General features: G+C 63.6%; 15 protein-coding genes. 12 read left to right on the plus strand and 3 right to left on the minus strand.

Features of this window, described 5'->3' with window-relative positions:
* Positions 1 to 57: 57 nt before the first annotated feature.
* From recN to ABF990_RS06220, 4 genes are all read left to right on the plus strand, one after another.
* A complete protein-coding gene (gene recN / locus ABF990_RS06205) occupies positions 58 to 1,779 on the plus strand; it encodes a DNA repair protein RecN (RefSeq protein ID WP_415491610.1) in 1,722 nt (573 codons plus the stop codon).
* On the plus strand, positions 1,776 to 3,908 hold the full coding sequence (ligA, locus tag ABF990_RS06210; RefSeq protein ID WP_415500208.1) for an NAD-dependent DNA ligase LigA: 2,133 nt from the start codon (positions 1,776 to 1,778) through the stop codon (positions 3,906 to 3,908). The genes recN and ligA overlap by 4 nt, the downstream gene beginning before the upstream one ends.
* Positions 3,909 to 4,107: 199 nt before the next feature.
* A complete protein-coding gene (gene ppdK / locus ABF990_RS06215; RefSeq protein ID WP_415491608.1) occupies positions 4,108 to 6,783 on the plus strand; it encodes a pyruvate, phosphate dikinase in 2,676 nt (891 codons plus the stop codon).
* A gap of 48 nt (positions 6,784 to 6,831) precedes the next feature.
* Entirely contained in the window at positions 6,832 to 7,659 is an 828-nt protein-coding gene (locus ABF990_RS06220; protein WP_415491607.1) for a pyruvate, water dikinase regulatory protein, read from the plus strand.
* Positions 7,660 to 7,717: 58 nt separating this feature from the next.
* Here ABF990_RS06220 and ABF990_RS06225 read toward each other — a convergent pair whose 3' ends face one another.
* A complete protein-coding gene (locus tag ABF990_RS06225) occupies positions 7,718 to 8,107 on the minus strand; it encodes a hypothetical protein (protein WP_415491606.1) in 390 nt (129 codons plus the stop codon).
* Positions 8,108 to 8,251: 144 nt separating this feature from the next.
* Here ABF990_RS06225 and ABF990_RS06230 point away from each other — a divergent pair, with 144 nt between their 5' ends.
* Positions 8,252 to 8,848 carry an IMPACT family protein gene (locus ABF990_RS06230; RefSeq protein WP_415491605.1) on the plus strand — a complete coding sequence of 199 codons (597 nt, stop codon included), beginning with the start codon at positions 8,252 to 8,254 and terminating at the stop codon, positions 8,846 to 8,848.
* Between the two features lie 12 nt (positions 8,849 to 8,860).
* Here ABF990_RS06230 and ABF990_RS06235 read toward each other — a convergent pair whose 3' ends face one another.
* Positions 8,861 to 9,265: a hypothetical protein gene (locus tag ABF990_RS06235; RefSeq protein ID WP_415491603.1), complete on the minus strand. Its 405-nt coding sequence runs from the start codon at positions 9,263 to 9,265 to the stop codon at positions 8,861 to 8,863.
* A 315-nt stretch (positions 9,266 to 9,580) separates the two neighbouring features.
* Between ABF990_RS06235 and ABF990_RS06240 the strand changes: the two genes are divergently transcribed.
* The 4 genes from ABF990_RS06240 (at position 9,581) to gltX (ending at position 14,146) form a co-directional block, all read left to right on the plus strand.
* Positions 9,581 to 10,972, plus strand: coding sequence for a class II 3-deoxy-7-phosphoheptulonate synthase (locus ABF990_RS06240; RefSeq protein WP_415491602.1), 1,392 nt, complete (start codon positions 9,581 to 9,583; stop codon positions 10,970 to 10,972).
* Positions 10,973 to 11,078: 106 nt separating this feature from the next.
* Entirely contained in the window at positions 11,079 to 12,284 is a 1,206-nt protein-coding gene (locus tag ABF990_RS06245; protein ID WP_415491601.1) for a nicotinate phosphoribosyltransferase, read from the plus strand.
* A complete protein-coding gene (locus ABF990_RS06250; RefSeq protein ID WP_415491600.1) occupies positions 12,281 to 12,745 on the plus strand; it encodes a hypothetical protein in 465 nt (154 codons plus the stop codon). The genes ABF990_RS06245 and ABF990_RS06250 overlap by 4 nt, the downstream gene beginning before the upstream one ends.
* Before the next feature lie 69 nt (positions 12,746 to 12,814).
* Positions 12,815 to 14,146 (plus strand): glutamate--tRNA ligase, encoded by a 1,332-nt coding sequence (gltX, locus tag ABF990_RS06255; protein ID WP_415491599.1) that lies wholly within the window; start codon positions 12,815 to 12,817, stop codon positions 14,144 to 14,146.
* Between the two features lie 157 nt (positions 14,147 to 14,303).
* Here gltX and ABF990_RS06260 read toward each other — a convergent pair whose 3' ends face one another.
* Entirely contained in the window at positions 14,304 to 16,682 is a 2,379-nt protein-coding gene (locus ABF990_RS06260) for a heavy metal translocating P-type ATPase (RefSeq protein ID WP_415491598.1), read from the minus strand.
* A 264-nt stretch (positions 16,683 to 16,946) separates the two neighbouring features.
* On the opposite strand from ABF990_RS06260, the gene ABF990_RS06265 reads away from it, so the two are divergent.
* The 3 genes from ABF990_RS06265 to ABF990_RS06275 all read left to right on the plus strand — a co-directional run bounded on the left by ABF990_RS06265 (position 16,947) and on the right by ABF990_RS06275 (position 20,519).
* Entirely contained in the window at positions 16,947 to 17,483 is a 537-nt protein-coding gene (locus tag ABF990_RS06265; protein ID WP_415491597.1) for a hypothetical protein, read from the plus strand.
* A gap of 82 nt (positions 17,484 to 17,565) precedes the next feature.
* Entirely contained in the window at positions 17,566 to 19,335 is a 1,770-nt protein-coding gene (locus ABF990_RS06270; RefSeq protein WP_415500207.1) for a copper resistance system multicopper oxidase, read from the plus strand.
* Positions 19,332 to 20,519, plus strand: a complete 1,188-nt coding sequence (locus ABF990_RS06275; RefSeq protein ID WP_415500206.1) for a copper resistance protein B — start codon at positions 19,332 to 19,334, stop codon at positions 20,517 to 20,519. The genes ABF990_RS06270 and ABF990_RS06275 overlap by 4 nt, the downstream gene beginning before the upstream one ends.
* The last annotated feature ends 37 nt before the right edge of the window (positions 20,520 to 20,556 follow it).

Here is a 20,556-nt window from a genome sequence, read left to right on the forward strand (position 1 = left end):
GGAACGGTGCAGGCAGTCCTGGTCAACGGGGTAAGAGGCGGAACGCCGGATGTCGCGATGCTGACAAATCTTTCCATCAGAGACGTGGTCTTGATTGAGGCGCTCGATCTGTCGCTTCATGCGGGTTTTACGGCCCTGACGGGGGAAACGGGGGCGGGCAAATCCATCCTGCTCGACAGTCTGGGTCTGGCCATGGGCGAACGGGCCAATGCGGGCCTTGTCCGCGCAGGGGCGGCCGAAGCACGGGTGACCGCGTGTTTCGAAATGCCAGAGGGGCATGCGGCCTGCGCCATACTGGATGAACAGGGTATTCCGGCTGACGCGGGCGACCCGCTTGTTCTGCGCCGTGTCATCTCGAAAGATGGCCGTTCACGCGCATGGGTGAACGACCAGCCCGTGGGGCTTGCCCTGCTGCGCCGGATCGCCATGACGCTGATCGAAATCCAGGGCCAGCATGAACAGATGGGACTAGCCGACAGCGCAACCCATCGTAGCCTGCTGGACGCCTACGGCATCAAACCGACCCTGGCGGGAAACGTCGCACGTAGTTTCGATCAATGGAAAACCCTGTGCGCGGAACTGGAAACCGCCCGGCGTGAGCTTGAAAACGCCGCCCGGGAGGAAGACTGGCTACGCCACACGGTAGATGAACTGGCAACGCTTGCCCCCCAGCCGGGGGAAGAAAGCCTGCTGGCCGAACAGCGCCATGGCCTGCAACAGGCCGAACGACGGGGTGAAGCTGTGGCTGCCGCCCTGTCTGAACTGACATCGCGCGACCGGCGCAACCCCGGTCCGGCAGCGGCCCTGCGCGCGGCCAGTCGCGCATTGCTTCGCCTTCTTCCCAACGGGGGCGGCGCAGCACCTGCCCCATCGTCAGACGCCCAGGAAGGCCTTGCCACAGAAGCGCTAACCGCTCTTGAAAACGCTGAAAATGCTCTGGCGGAGGCCGAAAACCTGCTCTCCCGCCTGGCGACGGACACCCAGGCCAACCCGCGCCTGCTGGAAGAAACGGAAGAAAGGCTGTTCGCGCTGCGTACGGCGGCCCGCAAGCATAATGTCGCGGTGGATGATCTGGCCGGGCTGCTGGCGTCATTGTCGGCACGGCTCGTGGGGCTTGAAAATGGCGCAACCCAGCTTGAAGCCCTGCAAAAAGCCACGGCGGAAGCCCGCGCGACCTATATCGAGACCGCCGGCCTGCTCAGTGCCGCGCGTGAACGCTGCGCGCGCAAGCTCGAACAGGCAGTTACAGCGGAACTGAAACCGGTCAAGCTGGAAAAAGCCCGTTTTCTGGTGGAAATACAGCCTCTACCCGCAGAAAACTGGAGCAGGCATGGGGTGGAGCAGGTCACATTCCTGATCGCGGCCAACCCCGGACAACCCGCAGGCCCGCTCTCCAAAGTGGCCTCCGGCGGGGAACTGTCACGGCTGATGCTCGCCCTCAAACTGGTGCTGGCAGGGCAATCGGGCATTGGCACGCTGATATTCGACGAAATCGATGCCGGTGTGGGCGGGGCTACGGCCGCGGCCATTGGCGAACGTCTGCACCGGCTGGCGCAGACCGTGCAGGTTCTGGCGGTCACGCACAGTCCGCAGGTCGCAGCCAGCGCGGATGCTCATCTGCGTATTGGCAAGCTGACACGCAACGGGCAGACACAGACCCACGCAACACCGCTTAACCATAACGAACGACAGGAAGAAATCGCGCGGATGCTCGCAGGTGACACCATAACCGACGCGGCCCGCGCCGCCGCAGCCAGCCTGCTGGGGGCTGGCGCATGACCTTGCCCGACCAGGATGAAACCGCAGGGACACTCCCGCCAGAAGATCTGAGCCCGGCACAGGCCCGCACCGAACTGGCACGACTGGCAGCCCTGCTGGCACACCATAACGAAGCCTATTACCGCCTCGACACACCCGAAATCAGTGATGCCGCCTATGACGGGCTGCGCCAGCGCTATACCGCCATAGCCGCCCGCCACCCCGATGCGGAACCACAGGACAGTGCAGCCAATGCGGTCGGGGCCGCCCCCGACAGCGCCTTTGGCAAGCACCGGCACATGGTGCCCATGCTCTCGCTCGACAACGTGTTCGATCGCGAGGATTTTGAAGGCTTTATCAGCCGCGCCACCCGTTTTCTGGGCCTCAACGCCGATGGAGCGCAGCATCTGGCGCTGGTGGGTGAACCCAAGATCGACGGCCTGTCAATCAGCCTGACCTACGAAAATGGTGTTTTTACCCGTGGCACCACGCGTGGCGACGGCACGGAGGGCGAGGATGTCACGGCCAACCTGCGCACCCTGCGCGACCTGCCGCAGCGCCTTGCCGGCCCCTGCCCGGAGCTGATCGAAATCCGGGGTGAGGTGTTTCTGTCCAAGGCGGATTTTCTGGCCCTGAACGCCGCGCAGGAGGCATCTGGCAAAAGGCTGTTCGCCAACCCGCGCAATGCGGCGGCAGGGTCACTGCGCCAGCTTGACCCGCGCATTACCGCCGAACGCCCGCTCTCTCTCTTTGCCTATGCGCTTGGCTTTTCCTCCGCCGCCCCCACGCACAGCCACTGGGCCTATCTCCAGCAGTTGCAGGCGTGGGGTTTTCCGGTCAATCCGCTCTCGCGCAGGATTGCCGGTGCTGCTGACGCCGAAGCGTTCTTCGAACATGTCAGCGCCGAACGCGCGGCTCTGGCCTACGATATCGACGGCGTGGTGTACAAGGTCGACGACCTGGCGCTTCAGGACAGGCTGGGGTTTGCCGGTCGTGCGCCACGCTGGGCCATAGCGTGGAAATTCCCTGCCGAGCAGGCCACCACCACCCTGCGCGAGATCGAAATCCAGGTCGGGCGCACCGGTGCCCTGACACCCGTTGCCCATCTGGACCCGGTCAATGTCGGGGGGGTGCTGGTGACACGCGCAACCCTGCATAACGAGGACGAAATTGCCCGCAAGGATGTCCGCCCCGGCGACAGGGTGTTCATCCAGCGCGCGGGCGATGTCATACCGCAGGTTCTGGGCGTCACCCCCGCCTCGCTGGACATGCCGGACCGTGCGGCACCTTTCGTTTTCCCCACCCATTGCCCGGTCTGCGGAGCTGTGGCCGTCAGGCCCGAGGGCGAGGTCGTGCGGCGCTGCACAGGCGGATTGACCTGCCCGGCCCAGGCAGTGGAACGGCTGATCCATTTCGTGTCCCGTCAGGCATTCGATATCGAAGGGCTGGGAGACCGCAGTATCGGCGAATTTTACGACGCGGGGCTTGTCCGCACCCCGGCCGATATTTTTACACTGCACACCCATGCCGCCGAACTGGAAAAGCGTGAAGGCTGGGGTGAACAGTCGGTCGCCAATCTGCTGGCCGCCATAGAAAACCGGCGCACAATCAGCCTGTCACGCTTCATCTACGCGCTGGGCATTCGCCGGATCGGGGCAAGCAACGCCCGGCTGGTCGCCCGCCATTACGGGTCTTACACCAACTGGCTGACACAGATGCGCGCAGCCGCCATCATCGGGTCGGATGCACGGCTTGAACTGGGGTCCATAACCGGCATAGGCACCACCATTGCCGAGGATCTCGTGGCCTTCGTGGCGGAAGAGCACAACCTTGCCACACTGGCGGACCTGCACGCGGCCCTTGATATTACGGATGAGGTCGCCCCCCAGAGCGGGGTGCTGGCAGGCAAGACCGTGGTGTTCACCGGCACGCTGCTGACCGTGACCCGCCCGGAAGCCAGAGCGACCGCCGAACGCATGGGGGCCAAGGTCTCGGACTCGGTGTCGAAAAAGACCGATCTGGTCGTTCTGGGTGAAAAAGCCGGTTCCAAGGCAAATAAAGCCCTCGAACTCAACATCCGGACCATGGACGAGACAGAATGGAACGCCTTCTGCAATAGCAGAAACAGCAGCCCTGCACCGACCGAATGAGAAGAGACATCTCCGGTGCAGAGATTGCTCGACGGCACAAACTCCGTCATGATAGAGTGACGTCAAGGGTGGATTATTTCGTCGTCCAGAACCAAAAATAAAAATTCGTGCGCAATACGGCCCCTTGCCCCGGTACCCACACCACCCTGACAACCGGGACTGCGGCCCTGCTGCACACAACAATGAAGTGAACGGCAACATGACCAAGTGGATCTACAATTTCGGCGCGGGCCACAGCGAAGGCAACGCCGGAATGCGCAATCTTCTCGGCGGCAAGGGCGCCAATCTGGCTGAAATGGCCAATATCGGCCTGCCCGTGCCCCCCGGATTTACAATCACCACTGAGGTCTGTACCGCCTTTTACGAAAACGGACGCAAATATCCGGCCGATCTCGAGGCGCAGCTTGAAGCCGCGATGGGCCTGATCGAAAAGACCATGGGCCTGCGCTTTGGCGACGCCAAAGCGCCGCTGCTGGTTTCTGTCCGCTCGGGTGCGCGCGTTTCCATGCCGGGCATGATGGACACCGTCCTCAACCTGGGGCTGAACGACACCACGGTCAAGGGACTGGTCGAGTCCTCGGGCGATGCCCGCTTCGCATGGGACAGCTACCGCCGTTTCATCCAGATGTACGGCTCGGTCGTGCTCGGGGTGGCCCATCACAGCTTTGAAGACCTGCTGGAGCAGGTCAAGCGCGCCACCGGCAAGCATGACGACACCGCCCTGACCGCCGAGGAATGGCAGGAAGTCGTCAAGGGCTACAAGCAGATTGTCGAACGCGAGACCGGCACCCCGTTCCCCGAAAGCCCCAAGGACCAGCTCTGGGGTGCCATCGGCGCCGTGTTCGGATCGTGGATGAACCCGCGCGCCAACACCTATCGCAGGCTCCATGACATTCCCGCAAGCTGGGGCACGGCGGTCAATGTGCAGTCCATGGTGTTCGGCAACATGGGCGACGACTGCGCCACGGGCGTGTGCTTCACACGCGACCCCTCCACCGGCGAAAACATTTTCTACGGCGAATACCTGATCAACGCCCAGGGCGAGGACGTGGTGGCCGGTATCCGCACACCGCAGCCCATGGCGGCCTGCCGCGCGGTTGAAGGCCAGTCCCCCATGGAGACGGTCCTGCCCGGCGCCTATCAGGAACTGCTGAAGGTCCGCGACCTGCTTGAACGCCATTACCGCGACATGCAGGACATTGAATTCACGGTCCAGGCCAACAAGCTCTATCTGTTGCAGACCCGTTCGGGCAAGCGTACCGCCGCCGCCGCCCTGCGTGTTGCGATCGACATGGCCAAGGAAGGCCTTATCACGCAGGAGCAGGCGATAACCCGCGTGCCTCCGGCCTCTCTCGACCAGCTTCTGCACCCTGTTCTGGACCCCAAGGCCCAGCGCCAATTGCTGACGCGCGGGCTGCCTGCCTCCCCTGGGGCCGCAACGGGCATTATCGCGTTTTCGGCTGAAGATGTGGAAGACCGCGCCGCCAAGGGTGAGGATGTCATTCTTGTCCGAATCGAAACCTCGCCCGAAGACGTGCATGGCATGCACGCGGCCCGCGGTGTGCTGACCACGCGTGGCGGCATGACGTCGCACGCCGCCGTCGTGGCGCGCGGCATGGGCCGTGTATGCGTGGCCGGTGCCGGCGGCATTGCCGTGGACTACGCGGCCCAGACCCTGAGCGTGGATGGCCATGTTCTCAAGGCCGGGGACTGGATCACGCTCGATGGCGGCACGGGGGCTGTCTATAACGGCCGTGTGCCGACCATTCCGCCCACGCTGTCTGGCGATTTTGCAACCCTTATGGGTTGGGCCGATTCCGTGCGCCGCCTTGGCGTGCGCGCCAATGCCGAAACCCCGGAAGATGCGCAGACCGCGCGCCGGTTCGGAGCGGAAGGCATTGGCCTGTGCCGCACCGAGCACATGTTCTTCGGCCCGGACCGGATCGGTCATGTGCGCCAGATGATCATGGCCGATAGCGAGACCGCTCGCGCCAGAGCAATTGATGCGCTGCTGCCGTTCCAGCGGTCCGACTTTGCCGACCTGTTCCGGATCATGGCCGGTCTGCCGGTAACGGTGCGCCTGCTCGACCCGCCGCTGCATGAGTTCCTGCCGCATGGCGAAAGCGAACTGGCTGACGTGGCCAAGGCGCTGGGCAAGGATGTGGAAAGCCTGCGGGCCCGCCGCTCCGCCCTGTCGGAAGCCAACCCGATGCTGGGCCATCGCGGGTGCCGCCTTGGCATCAGCTACCCGGAAATCTACGCCATGCAGGTGCGCGCCATTGCGGAAGCGGCGCTGGATGTTTCGGCCGAAACCGGCAAGGCCGTCATTCCCGAAATCATGATCCCGCTGGTTGGCACCAAGGCGGAACTCGATCTCGTGCGCAAATCCTGCGAGGCAACGCTCAATGCCGTGCTGGATGAACGCAAGGCCAAGCTGTCCTACACCATAGGCACCATGATCGAACTGCCGCGTGCTGCGATCACGGCGGACCAGATTGCCCAGAGTGCCGATTTCTTCTCGTTCGGGACCAACGACCTGACGCAGACGACACTCGGGCTGTCCCGTGATGACGCAGGGTCCTTCCTGCCGGAATACGTGGAAAAAGGCCTTCTACCCCAGGACCCCTTTATCTCCATCGACCGTGAGGGCGTTGGCGCTCTTGTGCGCATGGGTGTGGAAAAGGGCCGTGCGGCCAAGCCCGATCTCAAGCTTGGGGTCTGCGGTGAACATGGTGGGGACCCGCTTTCCATTTCCTTCTTCGAGGAAGTGGGGCTGGACTACGTATCGTGCTCGCCCTTCCGCGTGCCGGTGGCACGTCTGGCCGCAGCCCAGGCCGCCCTTGCCGAACGCAGCAACAAAGCTGTCAAAGCCTGAGACCATAATGGCCGTCTCGCAGGAGACGGCCATTTTCAATTAGACGTCATGCAAAACAAACTCACCCTTCACCTCGTCTCCGAAGCAACAGGCCAGACGCTCGATTCGGTTGCACGGGCCTGCATTGCGCAGTTCCCCAATACCGATGTCAGGCTCCGGCACTGGAACCTTATTCGCACCCAGATCCAGCTCAGGCGCGTGCTGCGCAATATTGCGCTAGATCGCGGACCGGTCATGTCATCCCTGACAGACCCTACCCTGCAGGCCGACATGGAAGCCGGGTGTGCCAGCATGCAGGTCCGCCTGCTGGACGTACTGGACAACGCCCTGCATTTTCTGACCGAAGAAACGGGCGAGGCCGCGACACGCCACCCCGGCGGCCAGTACATCATGGACGAAAACTACTACCAGCGGATTGAGGCCATGCATTACGTGCTGGCCCATGACGACGGGCAGGAAACCAAGGGGCTGGACAACGCCGACGTCATTCTGGTCGGGGTGTCGCGCGTGTCAAAAACGCCGACCTGCTTCTACCTGGCGAACAGGGGAATCAAGGCAGCCAACGTCCCCCTGGTCATGGGGCTTGAACCACCGGCCCCGCTGTTTACCACCAAAAGACCTGTAATCGGCCTGACGATCGACCCTGAACGCCTGATCGAGATCCGGCGCAACAGGCTTTCGCAAATGATGCCAAGCCGCCGACAGGCTGCCTCAGCCGCGGATTACGCCTATGTCGATCTGGAAAAAGTGCAGGAGGAACTGCACTGGGCGCGCAGGCTGTGCCGCCGCCATAACTGGCCGGTGATCGATGTTACGCGCCGTTCCATCGAAGAAACATCTGCGGCCATTCTCGACATTGTGGATATGAATAACTGACCCTGCTCCACCCTGCTGCAACACAGCGGGGTGGATGGGGCGAAAGCCGGCCTGTCGCTCAGTCAGCCATTTCGGCGGGTGTCAGGCGCTGGATCTGCGTGGCCTGCCCCTGCGCGTTGTAATAAATCACACTATTGCCGCGCCGCTGGGCGTAGCCGTCGGGCCTGCCGTCCTGTGTCCAGAACAGGAGACGATTGTTCTCCGGCTGTTCCATGACTTTATCGCCCTTGGGGCGAAAACGGTATTTTGCAAAATCTCTCTGCGCGCGGGGCAATGGCGGTTTGTCGGCAAGCTTGCGCATTTGCGCGGGCGTATGCATGCCTTCTCCATCCGAGTCGTCATCTGCCAAGGCGGGGCCGCTCACCATGACCGGCAGGGCAAGTGCCGACAGGCATGCCACGATCTTGCACATTTTCAGGGCCGATTGTCTGCGGCGTAACGGCATCATGCCTGTAAGTCCCTTTTTCTTTGGCATCCGGCACGACAGTGCCATTTTTTGCTCCATGCCCGCAATATGGGTGGCGCATGCCGGGCTGGCAAGCAGCGCTCCAGCCCCTTGCTGCCGGACAGGGCGAGACTGTATGCCTGTCCCATGACCCAGACGCTTACCGGCCCCTTTACAGCGGAGCTGGATATCAAGAAAAGCCGGTTCCTGGCCTCCGCCATGCCCGTGGGCTCGGTCGCGGAGGCAGAGGATTTCATAGCACGCGTGGCCCTGGCTGGACCTGACGCAACACACCACTGCTGGGCCTGGCAGGTGGGGCCGCATTGCCGCTGCCATGACGACGGCGAACCCTCGGGCACGGCGGGCCGACCGATCCTGCAGGTTATCACCGCGCAAAAGCTGGACCGCGTGGCGGTTGTCGTGTCGCGCTGGTACGGCGGGATCAAGCTGGGTGCGGGCGGCCTGGTGCGGGCCTATGCTGGCACCGCCGCGGAGTGCCTGCGTGGCGCCCCCAAGGAAGAACTTGTCGAGCGCGTGAAGCTGACCTTTCACTGCCCGTTTTCGCTGGTCGGCCTCATGCAGGGTCGCCTGCCCGAATGGAAGGTGGAGGCCGAACAGCCTTTTTTTGACGCTGACGGCGCCCAGTTCGTTCTGGCGCTGGCTGCTGAACGGCAGGACGAGATCAGTGCCCGGATCATGGACCTGACACACGGCCAGGCCCATATTCACGTACTGGATAGCTGAAAAAGCGGCACTTTAGCGGGGAATGACCCAGCTTCCGCCTGTAGCGTCGCCCACCCCGCCTGACCCGAACGGCCCCGAACTCTGATACGCGGACCCATAGCGCGAGATATTGGCCCCCGTCACGGGGTCGCGCTGTATCTTGGCCAAGTGGTCCGGGTCGTCACCATGTTCGAAGTCCATGGACGGCGCGTCCTGATAACCGGGCGGCAGGCTGCGATGCCCGTGCACCGTCTTTTTCTCGGAACCGGCGTTAGATGCGCCGTCGGTCGCCATGTTCCCGTTCCCTTCGGAGAAGGAGACATTGTCGTCCGGTGTCAGAGCGGGGTCGGCATACGCGGCAGAGACGCCGCCAAGCAGGCCGACGCCCATGCATAAACCGCACGCGGCGGTTACAAATCGTTCACGCAGCAGCGCCATCGCGCATCACCCCGCAGGCTAAAGGAACACACCGCCGCCGCACGCAACCATGGCATGCAGCGGCGGACTTGTTTTTCAGTATGGCATCCCGCTCACAAAAATCCAGACTTTACGCCTCAAAGGTCTGTTTCACGCATGGCTCGCCACCGCGCAGGGCATATCGCGGGCGGTACGATCCAGATCGGATTTGCGTAATTCATGCATTTTAGACATAAAGGCACTCCTTTTCCGGCGGAGTGCCTCCGACCGGGTTGTTTTCACCCATCCCCTCACTATGTGCCTAGACATAGATATGGAACTGACAGGAACCGCGTTATGAGTGCAACGCTCACCCAGCCCACCCCGACGTCTCCGACCTGGATGCCGGACAGCTGGCGTTCGTTTCCTGTCAAGCAGCTGCCGACCTATCCGGACGCGGCGGCGCTCAGCGCGGTGGAAGAACGGCTTGGCGCCTATCCGCCGCTGGTGTTCGCGGGGGAAGTACGCCGCCTGCGCAACCAGCTTGCGCTGGCAAGCCAGGGCAAGGCCTTTGTGCTGCAGGGCGGGCCGTGTGCCGAAAGTTTCGGTGAATTCAAGGCCGACATCGTGCGCGACACGTTCCGCGTGCTGTTGCAGATGGCCGTTGTCCTGACCTTTGGCGCCAAGGTTCCTGTCATCAAGATGGGGCGCATGGCCGGGCAGTTCGCCAAGCCGCGTTCCGCGGACATGGAAACGGTCGATGGCGTCAGCCTGCCGTCTTACCGGGGCGATATCATCAACGGACCGGACTTCACGCCCGAGGCGCGTATTCCCGACCCCGTGCGGATGGAAACCGGCTATTTCCAGTCAGCCGGAATCCAGAACCTGCTGCGCGCCTTCTCACGCGGGGGCTATGCCAACCTGCATGAGGTGCACCGCTGGAACCTGGGCTTTGTCAAACGCTCGCCGCTGGAATCACGCTACCGCGCCATGGCCGAACGCATTGGCGAGACCCTTGCCTTCATGCAGGCCTGCGGGATCGATGCCGCGTCTTCCGCACAGGTGGACGAGACGGAATTCTACACCTCGCACGAGGCGCTGCTTCTGCCGTATGAGCAGGCGCTGACCCGTGTCGATTCCACGTCGGGCGAATGGTATGACTGCTCGGCCCATTTTGTCTGGATCGGGGACAGAACCCGCCAGCCCGATGGCGCGCATGTCGAATTCCTGCGCGGGGTGCGCAACCCCATCGGCATCAAGGTCGGTCCCACGACCAGCGTGGACGACATCAAGCGCCTGACCGAGATCCTGAACCCCACGAACGAAGCCGGGCGCATTACCCTGATCTCGCGCATGGGGGCCACCAAGATCGAGGAATTCCTGCCCCCGCTCATGCGGGCGGTCAAGGGAACGGGGCGTGCCGTCACATGGCTGAGCGACCCCATGCACGGCAACACCATCTCCACTCAGCAGAAAGTGAAGACACGCTCTTTCGATGCCGTGATGCAGGAAGTGAAGGGCTTTTTCGCGGTCTGTGCGGCAGAAGGCGTGCCTGCGGGCGGTGTCCATCTGGAAATGACCGGACAGGATGTGACGGAGTGCGTCGGCGGGGCCCATTGCCTGACCGAAGCCGACCTGGGCGACCGTTATGAGACATTCTGCGACCCCCGCCTGAACGCGGAACAGTCGCTCGAACTCGCCTTCCTGATCGCCGAGGAACTGACGGGCAAGCTCTCCGCCCGGGGCTGATCGCGCACCCGGTCGCGCGATCACACACACGGGTGGTGGCCTTTACGCCGCCGCCCGCAATGCCCATCATGCCGACAGTGCCACTGGCGAAAAGAGCAGACCGCGCATGATAGCCTCCCCCCCGAACGAATTTCCACCCGGCGTGGCCGATGCGCAGGCTGCCGCCGCGCTCCCGGCAGAGGACATTCGGGCCCGGACCGATTCCTACTTCAACCGCACCCGGCAGATCGTCAGCCGCTTCGGGGACTGCACCGTCACCTACGCGTTTTTCATCCGCAGGCCGGTGGTTTCGGCCCCGGCCATGATGCTGGCCTGGCTGGCAAACGTCATGGCGGAGCGCAACAGCCCGTATTCGGTCGATGTGCTCCACCCCGAAGGGGAATGGGTGGGTGCGGGGGAACCGCTGGTTTACATTACCGGCTCCTTCACGCATCTGGCCGACCTTGAAACGCTGCTGCTGCAAAAGCTGGGCAGCCCCTGCGTTGCCGCCCACCGCGCCTACCAGATTGCCCTTTCTCTCCCGCGCACACGTTTTCTGGCCATGGATGCCCGCCACTGCGCAGGATACGAAATGCAGGAACTGATGGCCTATGCCGCCTCTGTCGGGGGGCGGGCCGCGCGCCGCGACGGCGCCATAGGGTTTGTCGGCACCGCCAATGACGCCGTGGCCCCGTTTTTCGAAACGCCCCACGGTCTTGGCACCATGCCGCACGCGCTGATCGGGTATGCCGGATCGACCGTGCGGGCGGCAGAAATGTTCCATGAGGAATTCCCCGAGACCGATCTGGTCGTGCTGGTGGACTACTTCGGGCAGGAAGTTACGGACGCGCTGGCGGTATGCCGCCGTTTTCCCGACCTTGCGGCCGAAGGCAGGCTTTCGGTACGGCTGGACACGCATGGCGGCCGCTTCATGGAAGGGCTGAACCCGCAGGAATCCTATGCGGTGGTCAACCGTCATGCCCCCGAGGCACTGCGCCGTTTCCGTTCCGACAAGGAACTGCGTTACCTGATCGGCACCGGCGTATCGGCCGCCGCGATCTGGAAAATGCGCGAAGCCCTGGACGAAGCCGGCTTTCCCAAGGTGCGGATTGTCGCATCATCGGGGTTCGGGGTGACCAAATGCGCCTGCATGGCCGACGCACGTGCCCCGGTAGACGTCGTGGGCACAGGTTCCTATATACCCGAATGGTGGAACGAGACCTACGCCACAACCGATATCATTGCCTATGACGGGGTGGAGCGGGTGAAAATCGGACGGGAATTTCTTTTCCCGTCAGCCCGGCCCCAAAAGGCGGAGACAACTGAACCATGACCGAGAACGCCGACACGCAGGACGCTACCCCCGGCACGCAGGAGCCCGAAGGCTGGAAAGTGCGCATTCTGGACCTTTCCGCCCCGGAGGACGACAACACGCTTGAAAATGTCGGTGTTTTTCATGACCTGGCCCATGCCAACGCCTTTGCCCGCGCTTACGTGCGCGACAGTATAGAACGCTGCCGCGTGCCCGGTGCCTCCGCCCGTGATGTGCTGCAAGCGTGGTTTACCTTCGGGGAAGATGCGCAGGTGATCGACGCCGGGGACGATGGCTGGCGCTCGGCCAACGAACTGGACGATTTTACCGCCACACCGGCCACCGCCATGGAACGCGACTGGCGCATGCTGGACCCGCGCCGTCTTGTGGAAGACGACGAAGCCGCGATTGCCGAAGCCTATGGCGACGGCGAGGACGATGAAGACGGCTATACCCCGCCCACGGGGCCCGCGCATCTGTAAGCGGGCGGCCTGCCTGTCTCTCGCGTTGCCTCTGGCGTTTTTGCGCCATTCACGGCATAAGCCTCGGTCATGAAACTTCGCTTCGCGCCCAGCCCTACCGGCCTTCTGCACGTTGGCAATGCCCGTCTTGCCATTGCCAACGCCCTGTACGCCCGCAAACATGGTGGACAGTTTCAACTCCGCATAGACGATACCGACACCGCCCGCTCGCGCGAGGAACTGGTCGAGGCGATCCGGCAGGACCTGTCATGGCTGGGTGTGGAATGGAACGAAACCTTCCGCCAGAGCGAACGGCTGGCCCGCTACGCCCGCGCCATAGAGGTGCTGAAGGAGAGCGGCAGGCTTTACCCCTGCTTTGAAAGCGAACACGAACTGGCCGCCAAGCGCGAGACCCAGATCCGTCAGCGCCGCGCCCCCGTTTACGACCGCGCAATGCTGAAAATGACCGCCCAGCAGCGCGCCCAGGCCGAAGCCAACGGCAAGGTTCCTTACTGGCGCTTCAAACTGTCGGACACCATCATGCGCTGGCGCGACCTGGTGATGGGGGATTGCCAGGTCAAGCTGCCTTCGGTCTCGGACCCGGTGCTGGTCCGCACGGACGGCACCGTGCTGTATACACTGGCCTCGGTCGTGGATGATCTGGAAAGCGGCATTACCCATATTATCCGTGGGGAAGACCACGTTACCAATACCGGCGTGCAGATCGACATTGCCAATGCCCTTGGGGCACGGCCCGAGCATTTCCGCTTCGCGCATCTGCCGCTGCTGCTGGACGAAAACGGCGGCAAGCTGTCCAAGCGGTTCGATGCGTGTTCCCTGCGCACCCTGCGTCAGGACGGTGTGGAGGCCGAGGCCCTGGTGGCCTATCTGGCCCGCCTGGGCAGTTCCGACGACCCGGCACTTCTGCCCTTTGCCGAGCAGGCCAAACAGTATGATCTGTCGCATATCTCGCGGTCGGCCGCGCGGTTCGATACGCGCCAGTTGCTGGGGCTGAACCACAAGCTACTTTCACAGACACCGTTCACGGCAGTTGCCGAGCGTCTGCCCCCCGGCGCGACCGAGGCATTCTGGCTGGCCATTCGCAGCAATATCGACCTGCTGTCCGAGGCGCGGCTGTGGTTCCAGGTCACGACGGAAGACATCATTCCCCCCGTGCAGGATGGGGAAGACAGCTTTCTGAGGGAAGCCGCAAGCCTGCTCCCGCCCGAACCGTGGGACCAGACAAGCTGGAAAACCTGGACCGCAAGCGTGCGCGACCAGACCGGCCGCTCGGGCAAGGCGCTGTTCCACCCCCTGCGTGTCGCCCTGACGGGGGAAGAACACGGCCCCGAACTGCGCGACCTCCTGCCCCTGATCGGGCGGGAACGCACTCTGGCGCGACTGGTCCCCAACGGGGGCTGAAAAGCGGGCGCTGAAAACAGGGGCCAAGAATGGAGCAAAGGCCGCCATGCGGCTGGCACGCAACTGGAACTCAGTTGGCATGCAGCCCCACCCCGACCCTGCTGCCCTTTAAAATCGCACGCTGGCTGAACCGCCGCCCGGGTATGACCGGACATGTTCAGCCATGCGGCTTCCAGCGGTTGAGCAGCAGCGAATTGCTGACGACCGAAACCGAACTGAACGCCATGGCCGCCCCCGCCACCACGGGGTCGAGCAGGCCGAATGCCGCCAGCGGCAGCCCCAGAATATTGTAGATAAACGCAAAAAACAGGTTCTGCCGGATTTTGCTCACTGTCGCATGCGACAGGGCAATGGCATCGACCAGCGCCATAAGGTTGCTGCGCACCAGCACCACATCCGCCGTTTCCAGGGCAATGGCCGCCCCTGCCCCGATCGCGAAGCTGACATCGGCGGATGCCAGGGCCGGTGCGTCGTTTATACCGTCCCCTACCATGGCCACGCATGTGTCCGGTCCTTTAAGGCGGGTAATCTCAGCCGCTTTGCCACCTGGCAGCACGCCGGCCAGAACTGTCCCGATCCCGACCTGGCCCGCCACCATACGGGCACTTCTTTCATTGTCGCCGGTCAGCATCACCACGTTCAGGCCACGGTGCCGCAAGGCCGCCACCGCATCGCGCGCCTCGGGGCGGATCTGATCGGCAAGGGCCAGGTACCCCAGTACGCTGCCCGCCCGCGCCACACCTATGACCGTGTGCCCCCGGTCCTGCCAGTTGTGGACTAGCGTTTCATCCACAGCACACCCGCCAGCCTGCAAAAACGCGGGCGAACCCAGCAGCACGGCCTGACCCTCGACCACCCCGGTCACACCCTGCCCCGGCACGGCCTTGAAGTCGGCCAGCGCAGGCACGGAAATGGAATGGGCTTGCGCGCAGTCCATGACCGCACGCGCCAGCGGGTGCTCGGAGTTCTGTTCCAGCGCGCTGGCGATACGCAGCAGATCGGCAGAATCCACGCCCGGAGCCGGCTGCATGGCCGTTACACCGGGACGCCCAAGGGTGAGTGTGCCGGTTTTATCCAGCACCAGCGTTGTCAGCCTGCGGGCCTGTTCCAGCGCATCGGCATTGCGAAACAGAATTCCCGCCCTGGCCCCAAGCCCCGTACCCACCATGATGGCAGTCGGTGTAGCCAGCCCCAGCGAACACGGGCAGGCAATGACCAGAACCGACACCGCATTGACCAGAGCGGCTGTCATGTCCCCCATGATCCACCAGCCCAGCCCGAAGGTCAGCGCCGCAAGGCCCAGTACGGCAGGCACAAAAATGGCTGAAACCTCGTCAGCCAGCCGCTGCACACTGGCCTTGCTGCCCTGGGCCTGCTGCACCATCCGCACGATGCTGGCCAGAACGGTCTGTTCCCCCACGCCGGTTGCCGCGACCCGCAGGGCACCCGTCTGGTTGACGGTGCCTGCAAATACCCCGGCACCTGCGGTCTTGGCCACGGGAACGCTCTCACCGGTCAGCATGGCTTCGTTCACCTCGGATGCGCCGGACCGCACCGTTCCGTCCACCGGAATGCTCTCACCGGGCCGGACCACGAACACGTCCCCCACGCCCAGATGTTCGACCGGTTCGTCCACCACGTCGCCACCCCGTTCGACATGGGCCATACGCGGTTGCAGGCGCAAAAGGCTTTCCATGCCCGCGCGCGCCCGGGCCTTGGCGCGGGATTCCAGCAGTCGGCCCAGCAGCACCAGCGTCACGACAAGGGCCGCGGCCTCGAAATAGACCGGCTGGTCCAGCCCCATGACCGTAACAACGGTGCTGAACACGAAGGCCACGCCGGTTCCCAGTACAACCAACACATCCATGGTCGCGGCACCGTTACGCACCGCGTGCCAGGCCGCCGCGTACAGACCGCGCCCGCACCAGAACAGCACCACCGCCGCCAGCCCGAACTGGAGCAGGCGCGGCATGTCCAGCATGTGGTAGCCCGCCATCATGGCCAGCATCTGCACGACAAAAGGGATGCTCAGCACAGCAGCCAGCACGAATTCAAGCCAAGGCCCCCTGGCCCGCGCGCCATGAGCCTGCGCCCCCGCGACGTCCGGCCCGGCGGGCTCGGGCTGGTAGAGACGTGCGCCATATCCCGTTTTTTCGACCGCGGCGATCAGGGCAGCACTGTCCACCACGCCCTGCGCAAAGCTTACATGCGCGCGCTCTGTGGCAAGGTTGACCGTGGCCTCTACCGACGGGAGGGCGTTCAGCGCCTTTTCCACCCGGTTCACGCAACTGGCGCAGCTCAACCCTGTCAGGGCCAGATCCACGGTCTGGCGTTCCACCGTAAAGCCTGCCTTGTCCACAGCGGCCAGCACAGTTGCAAGGGGGGCTGCGCCGTCAGGCAGGCTGACCTGCGCGCGACCTGTGGCAAAATTGACTGAAGCCTGAACGCCATCCAGCCTGTTCAGCACTTTTTCAACCCGCGCCGCACAGCTTGCGCAGGACATGCCACCAACGGGAAAACTGACTGTCTGGTTCATACCCAACACTACTCCGTTCCTGCACCCACCTGCCACGATATGAGCGGGACAAGGCCCGGCCCCGCTGGCCATGCACCAGCCAGCCCACGAGTCCGCCCGCCAGCTAACCAGCCGATCAGTCAGCCAGCCACCCTCGCTTGCCATACAGCGCGAACCTGCCAGTTTCGACCGGGACTTTCCAAGCATGAATTTCCAGCCCGCCGCGCCCCATGCATCATGACCCCGCCTGTTGCCATATATGCCCCCTGGGGGTATATTCAAGTCATGATACGCTGGCTTGCCATGACTGTGACATGCCTGTTCTGCCTGGGGGTTGGGCTGGGTACGGTCCGGGCTGGCCACGCCATGCCGGGCTTTGCGGCACATGCTGGCTTTTTTCCCCATTCCGCGACAGCCGCCACCGCACGCACCGACATGCCTTGCGACGGGGGTCATACCCATGCCTTGCAGCCAGACCCCGGGCTGTTTCGACCGGCAGGTGTGAGTGTGTGGGCCCTTACCCAGGTGCCTGCCCTGCCCAGTCCTGCCACGCATTATCCCTGCCCGGACTGCGCTGGTGGCGTGGCTGGTGTATCCGGCCATGTGCCGGGCCAGCATCTGGCGCATGCAGCACACCACCAGCATACCATGCCCTGCTGCGATACCGGTTCGCAGTTTTCAGCCATGTTTTTGTCCATGCCGGGCATTCCGCCCGCTATGTTCTGGCACCTGCGCGAGCCAGCCCCCCTGAGCGCCGCCACCGTTCTGCCCGGACAACGCACGACACCGTTACTGCCCCCGCCCCGACCGCACGCCGCCTGACCGAGTTGATGGGCCACGCCCCTTCACGTAACAGCGCAGAGCCAGGCCTTGCTGCCATGGCGTGCCTAACGGACGACCGACCATGCCTGTTTTTCTCCCATCCGGGGCAAGGGGCCCGACGCGCCGCCGGTTCATGACCGGGGCTGGCGCACTTGCGGCTTTGACTGCCCTGCCCCGCGCCGCACACGCAGCCCCCCTGCCAGCCGGGCAGGTACCCCCCACTTCCGCCAGCGAGTACGATCTTGTCATAGAGCGGGCAAGACTGCGTATTCTGGACCGCCCCCAGCATGCGCCTACCGTCAATGGCGGCGTACCCGGTCCCGTCCTGCGCTGGCGCGAGGGCGATACGGTCACGCTGAACGTCCACAATACCCTGGAGGAAGAGACCTCCATCCACTGGCATGGCATTCGCTGTCCGGCCGACATGGACGGCGTGCCCGGGCTGAGCTTTGGCGGCATTCCGGCGGGCGGCACCTTTACCTACCGCTTTCCCGTGCGGCAGAGCGGCACGTACTGGTACCACAGCCATTCCAACATGCAGGAAGCCCTGGGGGTCTATGGCGCCATTGTCATTGACCCGCGCGACAGCGAACCGCTTCGCTACGACCGCGATTACGTGATCCTGCTTTCCGACTGGTCGGACGTGGACCCGCGCGACATCGTCAGCAACCTGAAATTCCAGAGCGACTACTACAATTTCCGCCAGCGCAGCGTGGCGTCGTTTTTCCCCGACGCCGCGCGGTCCGGCGTGGGACCGGTGCTGAAAGACCGGCTGCAATGGGCGGGCATGAACATGTCGGCCACCGACATTGCCGATGTCAGCGGCATTATCTACACCTACCTGCTGAACGGGCACACCCCCGACGCAAACTGGACCGGGCTGTTCCGGCCGGGCGAACGCATCAGGCTGCGTTTCATCAACGCGTCGGCCATGACGTTCTACGATATCCGCATTCCGGGCCTGAGCATGGACGTGATCCAGGCTGACGGCAATGCGGTGGCCCCTGTCACGGTCGATGAATTCCGCATAGGCGTTGCCGAAACCTATGACTGCATCGTGCAGCCGACCGATGACAGGGCCTATACCATTTTTGCCCAGAGCGAGGACCGGACAGGCTATGCGCGCGGCACGCTGGCCACGCATATGGGACAGGCAGGCCCCATACCCCCCATGGACCCGCGACCGGTCCGCAGCATGGTGGATATGGGCATGGCCCATGACGGCATGAAAGCCATGGGGAACATGCAGGACATGGGGCGTATGACCAATATGCCCGGTATGCCCGGCATGGACCACAATGGCGGCAGCCATGCCCATGGCAGCATGACCATGCCCGAACCCACCCGCCCCCCGCCGCTGAATGTGGAAAACCAGAACGTGGCGGCCATGCCCACCGACCAGCTGGCCGACCCCGGCGATGGGCTGCACAATAACGGCCGCCGCGTCCTGACCTATGCCGACCTGCGGGCCATGCGCCCTGCCGTGGACCCGCGCCCGCCCTCACGCCGGATCACGCTGCACCTGACCGGCAATATGGAACGCTATATCTGGGGTTTTGACGGCAAAAAATTCTCCGAGGCAGACCCCATACCCCTGCGTCTGGGCGAACGGGTACGCTTTGTGCTGATCAACGACACCATGATGGAACACCCCGTTCACCTGCATGGGTTATGGAGCGAGCTTGAAAATGGCCAGGGAGCCTACAACCCGGTCAAACATACGATCATCTCCCAGCCGGGCAGCCGGCTGAGCTATCTGGTCACCGCCGATACGCCCGGCCTGTGGGCGTTCCATTGCCACCTACTCTATCATATGGATCTGGGCATGTTCCGCACGGTGGTGGTGTCATGAAAACAGGCGTTGCTCCACCGCTCTTCGGCTTACTGGCTGGCATGCTGACAGCCTTTTGCGGCACCTTTGCCGCGCAGGGCACACCGCCGGGGCCTGTTGCCGGCAATAATGCGAACACCATGCCGGGCATGGCCATGCCTGTCGCCCCCCATGCCACAACACACCAACATACGGATATGGACACCATGCCCGACATGGATGGCATGGACGATATGGCCGGGATGAACGATATGGGCGACATGTCCGGCATGACACGACATGCAGCCCCGCCGGGGCCGAAACCGGGCACAGCGCCTGTGCCCCCCAGGGGGTCGCACCATGCCCATTCCCTCCCGGATACCCTGCCCACCCGGCCACCGGCCACACCCCGGGGCGAGCAGCCGGCACCCGCCATGTTACCCGGTGGGGCAGGCAGGGGCAGCAAGGGAGCTGGCGGCGTTCATGTCGCCCTCCCTCCCCTGACGCCGGATGCGCGCTGGCCCGCGACAGCGCCACCCGTGCCACACATACGCTACGTGCATGACATGCCGCCCGTCATGGACCGTGGTACCTATCTGCATGTGCTGATGGACCAGATGGAAGGCCGTTACAGCGCGGGGGGCTCCCTGTTCCGCTATTCGGGCCAGGCATGGTACGGGAGTGACTACAACAAGCTCTGGCTCAAATCCGAAGGCAGTGTGGACAGGCACGGCACCATGACCGACGGCGACCATGAACTGCTGTATGACCGCGCCATTTCCACCTATTTCGACGTGCAGACCGGCGTTCGGCTCGATCTGGACAGTGGGCCTGTGCGGGCCTGGGGTGCTGTGGGGGTACAGGGGCTGGCGCTGTATTTTTTCGACGTATCGGCCACGGCCTATTTCAACAGCCGGGGCGTTGCGGGCAAGCTCGAAGGCTCATACGACCTGCTGATTACCAACCGGCTGATCCTTCAGCCACAGGCGGAACTGAACTTTTATTCCCGCACCGACACAGCGCGTGACACCAGTGCGGGTTTTTCCGATATCGATGCCGGGCTGCGCCTGCGCTACGAGTTCACGCGCAAGGTGGCCCCCTATATTGCCTTGACCTATACGGGCCATTATGGCGACACGGCCAGCCATATGCCAACCGGACGGCACGCACCCGCAAGCGGACCGGAGGACCTGCGCTTTACCTTTGGCGTGCGCACCTGGTACTGAACGACACCGACAACCCGCCCCTCACACGCCTGACAGC

The organism is Acetobacter sp. (assembly GCF_047723915.1).
Taxonomy (GTDB): domain Bacteria; phylum Pseudomonadota; class Alphaproteobacteria; order Acetobacterales; family Acetobacteraceae; genus Acetobacter.

Excerpts from the sequence above, each read along its gene's own strand:
- recN (WP_415491610.1), top strand. The coding sequence starts at position 58 with ATGCTGACAAATCTTTCCATCAGAGACGTGGTCTTGATTGAGGCGCTC.
- ligA (WP_415500208.1), top strand. The coding sequence starts at position 1,776 with ATGACCTTGCCCGACCAGGATGAAACCGCAGGGACACTCCCGCCAGAA.
- ppdK (WP_415491608.1), top strand. The coding sequence starts at position 4,108 with ATGACCAAGTGGATCTACAATTTCGGCGCGGGCCACAGCGAAGGCAAC.
- ABF990_RS06220 (WP_415491607.1), top strand. The coding sequence starts at position 6,832 with ATGCAAAACAAACTCACCCTTCACCTCGTCTCCGAAGCAACAGGCCAG.
- ABF990_RS06225 (WP_415491606.1), bottom strand. The coding sequence starts at position 8,107 with ATGATGCCGTTACGCCGCAGACAATCGGCCCTGAAAATGTGCAAGATC.
- ABF990_RS06230 (WP_415491605.1), top strand. The coding sequence starts at position 8,252 with ATGACCCAGACGCTTACCGGCCCCTTTACAGCGGAGCTGGATATCAAG.
- ABF990_RS06235 (WP_415491603.1), bottom strand. The coding sequence starts at position 9,265 with ATGGCGCTGCTGCGTGAACGATTTGTAACCGCCGCGTGCGGTTTATGC.
- ABF990_RS06240 (WP_415491602.1), top strand. The coding sequence starts at position 9,581 with ATGAGTGCAACGCTCACCCAGCCCACCCCGACGTCTCCGACCTGGATG.
- ABF990_RS06245 (WP_415491601.1), top strand. The coding sequence starts at position 11,079 with ATGATAGCCTCCCCCCCGAACGAATTTCCACCCGGCGTGGCCGATGCG.
- ABF990_RS06250 (WP_415491600.1), top strand. The coding sequence starts at position 12,281 with ATGACCGAGAACGCCGACACGCAGGACGCTACCCCCGGCACGCAGGAG.
- gltX (WP_415491599.1), top strand. The coding sequence starts at position 12,815 with ATGAAACTTCGCTTCGCGCCCAGCCCTACCGGCCTTCTGCACGTTGGC.
- ABF990_RS06260 (WP_415491598.1), bottom strand. The coding sequence starts at position 16,682 with ATGAACCAGACAGTCAGTTTTCCCGTTGGTGGCATGTCCTGCGCAAGC.
- ABF990_RS06265 (WP_415491597.1), top strand. The coding sequence starts at position 16,947 with ATGATACGCTGGCTTGCCATGACTGTGACATGCCTGTTCTGCCTGGGG.
- ABF990_RS06270 (WP_415500207.1), top strand. The coding sequence starts at position 17,566 with ATGCCTGTTTTTCTCCCATCCGGGGCAAGGGGCCCGACGCGCCGCCGG.
- ABF990_RS06275 (WP_415500206.1), top strand. The coding sequence starts at position 19,332 with ATGAAAACAGGCGTTGCTCCACCGCTCTTCGGCTTACTGGCTGGCATG.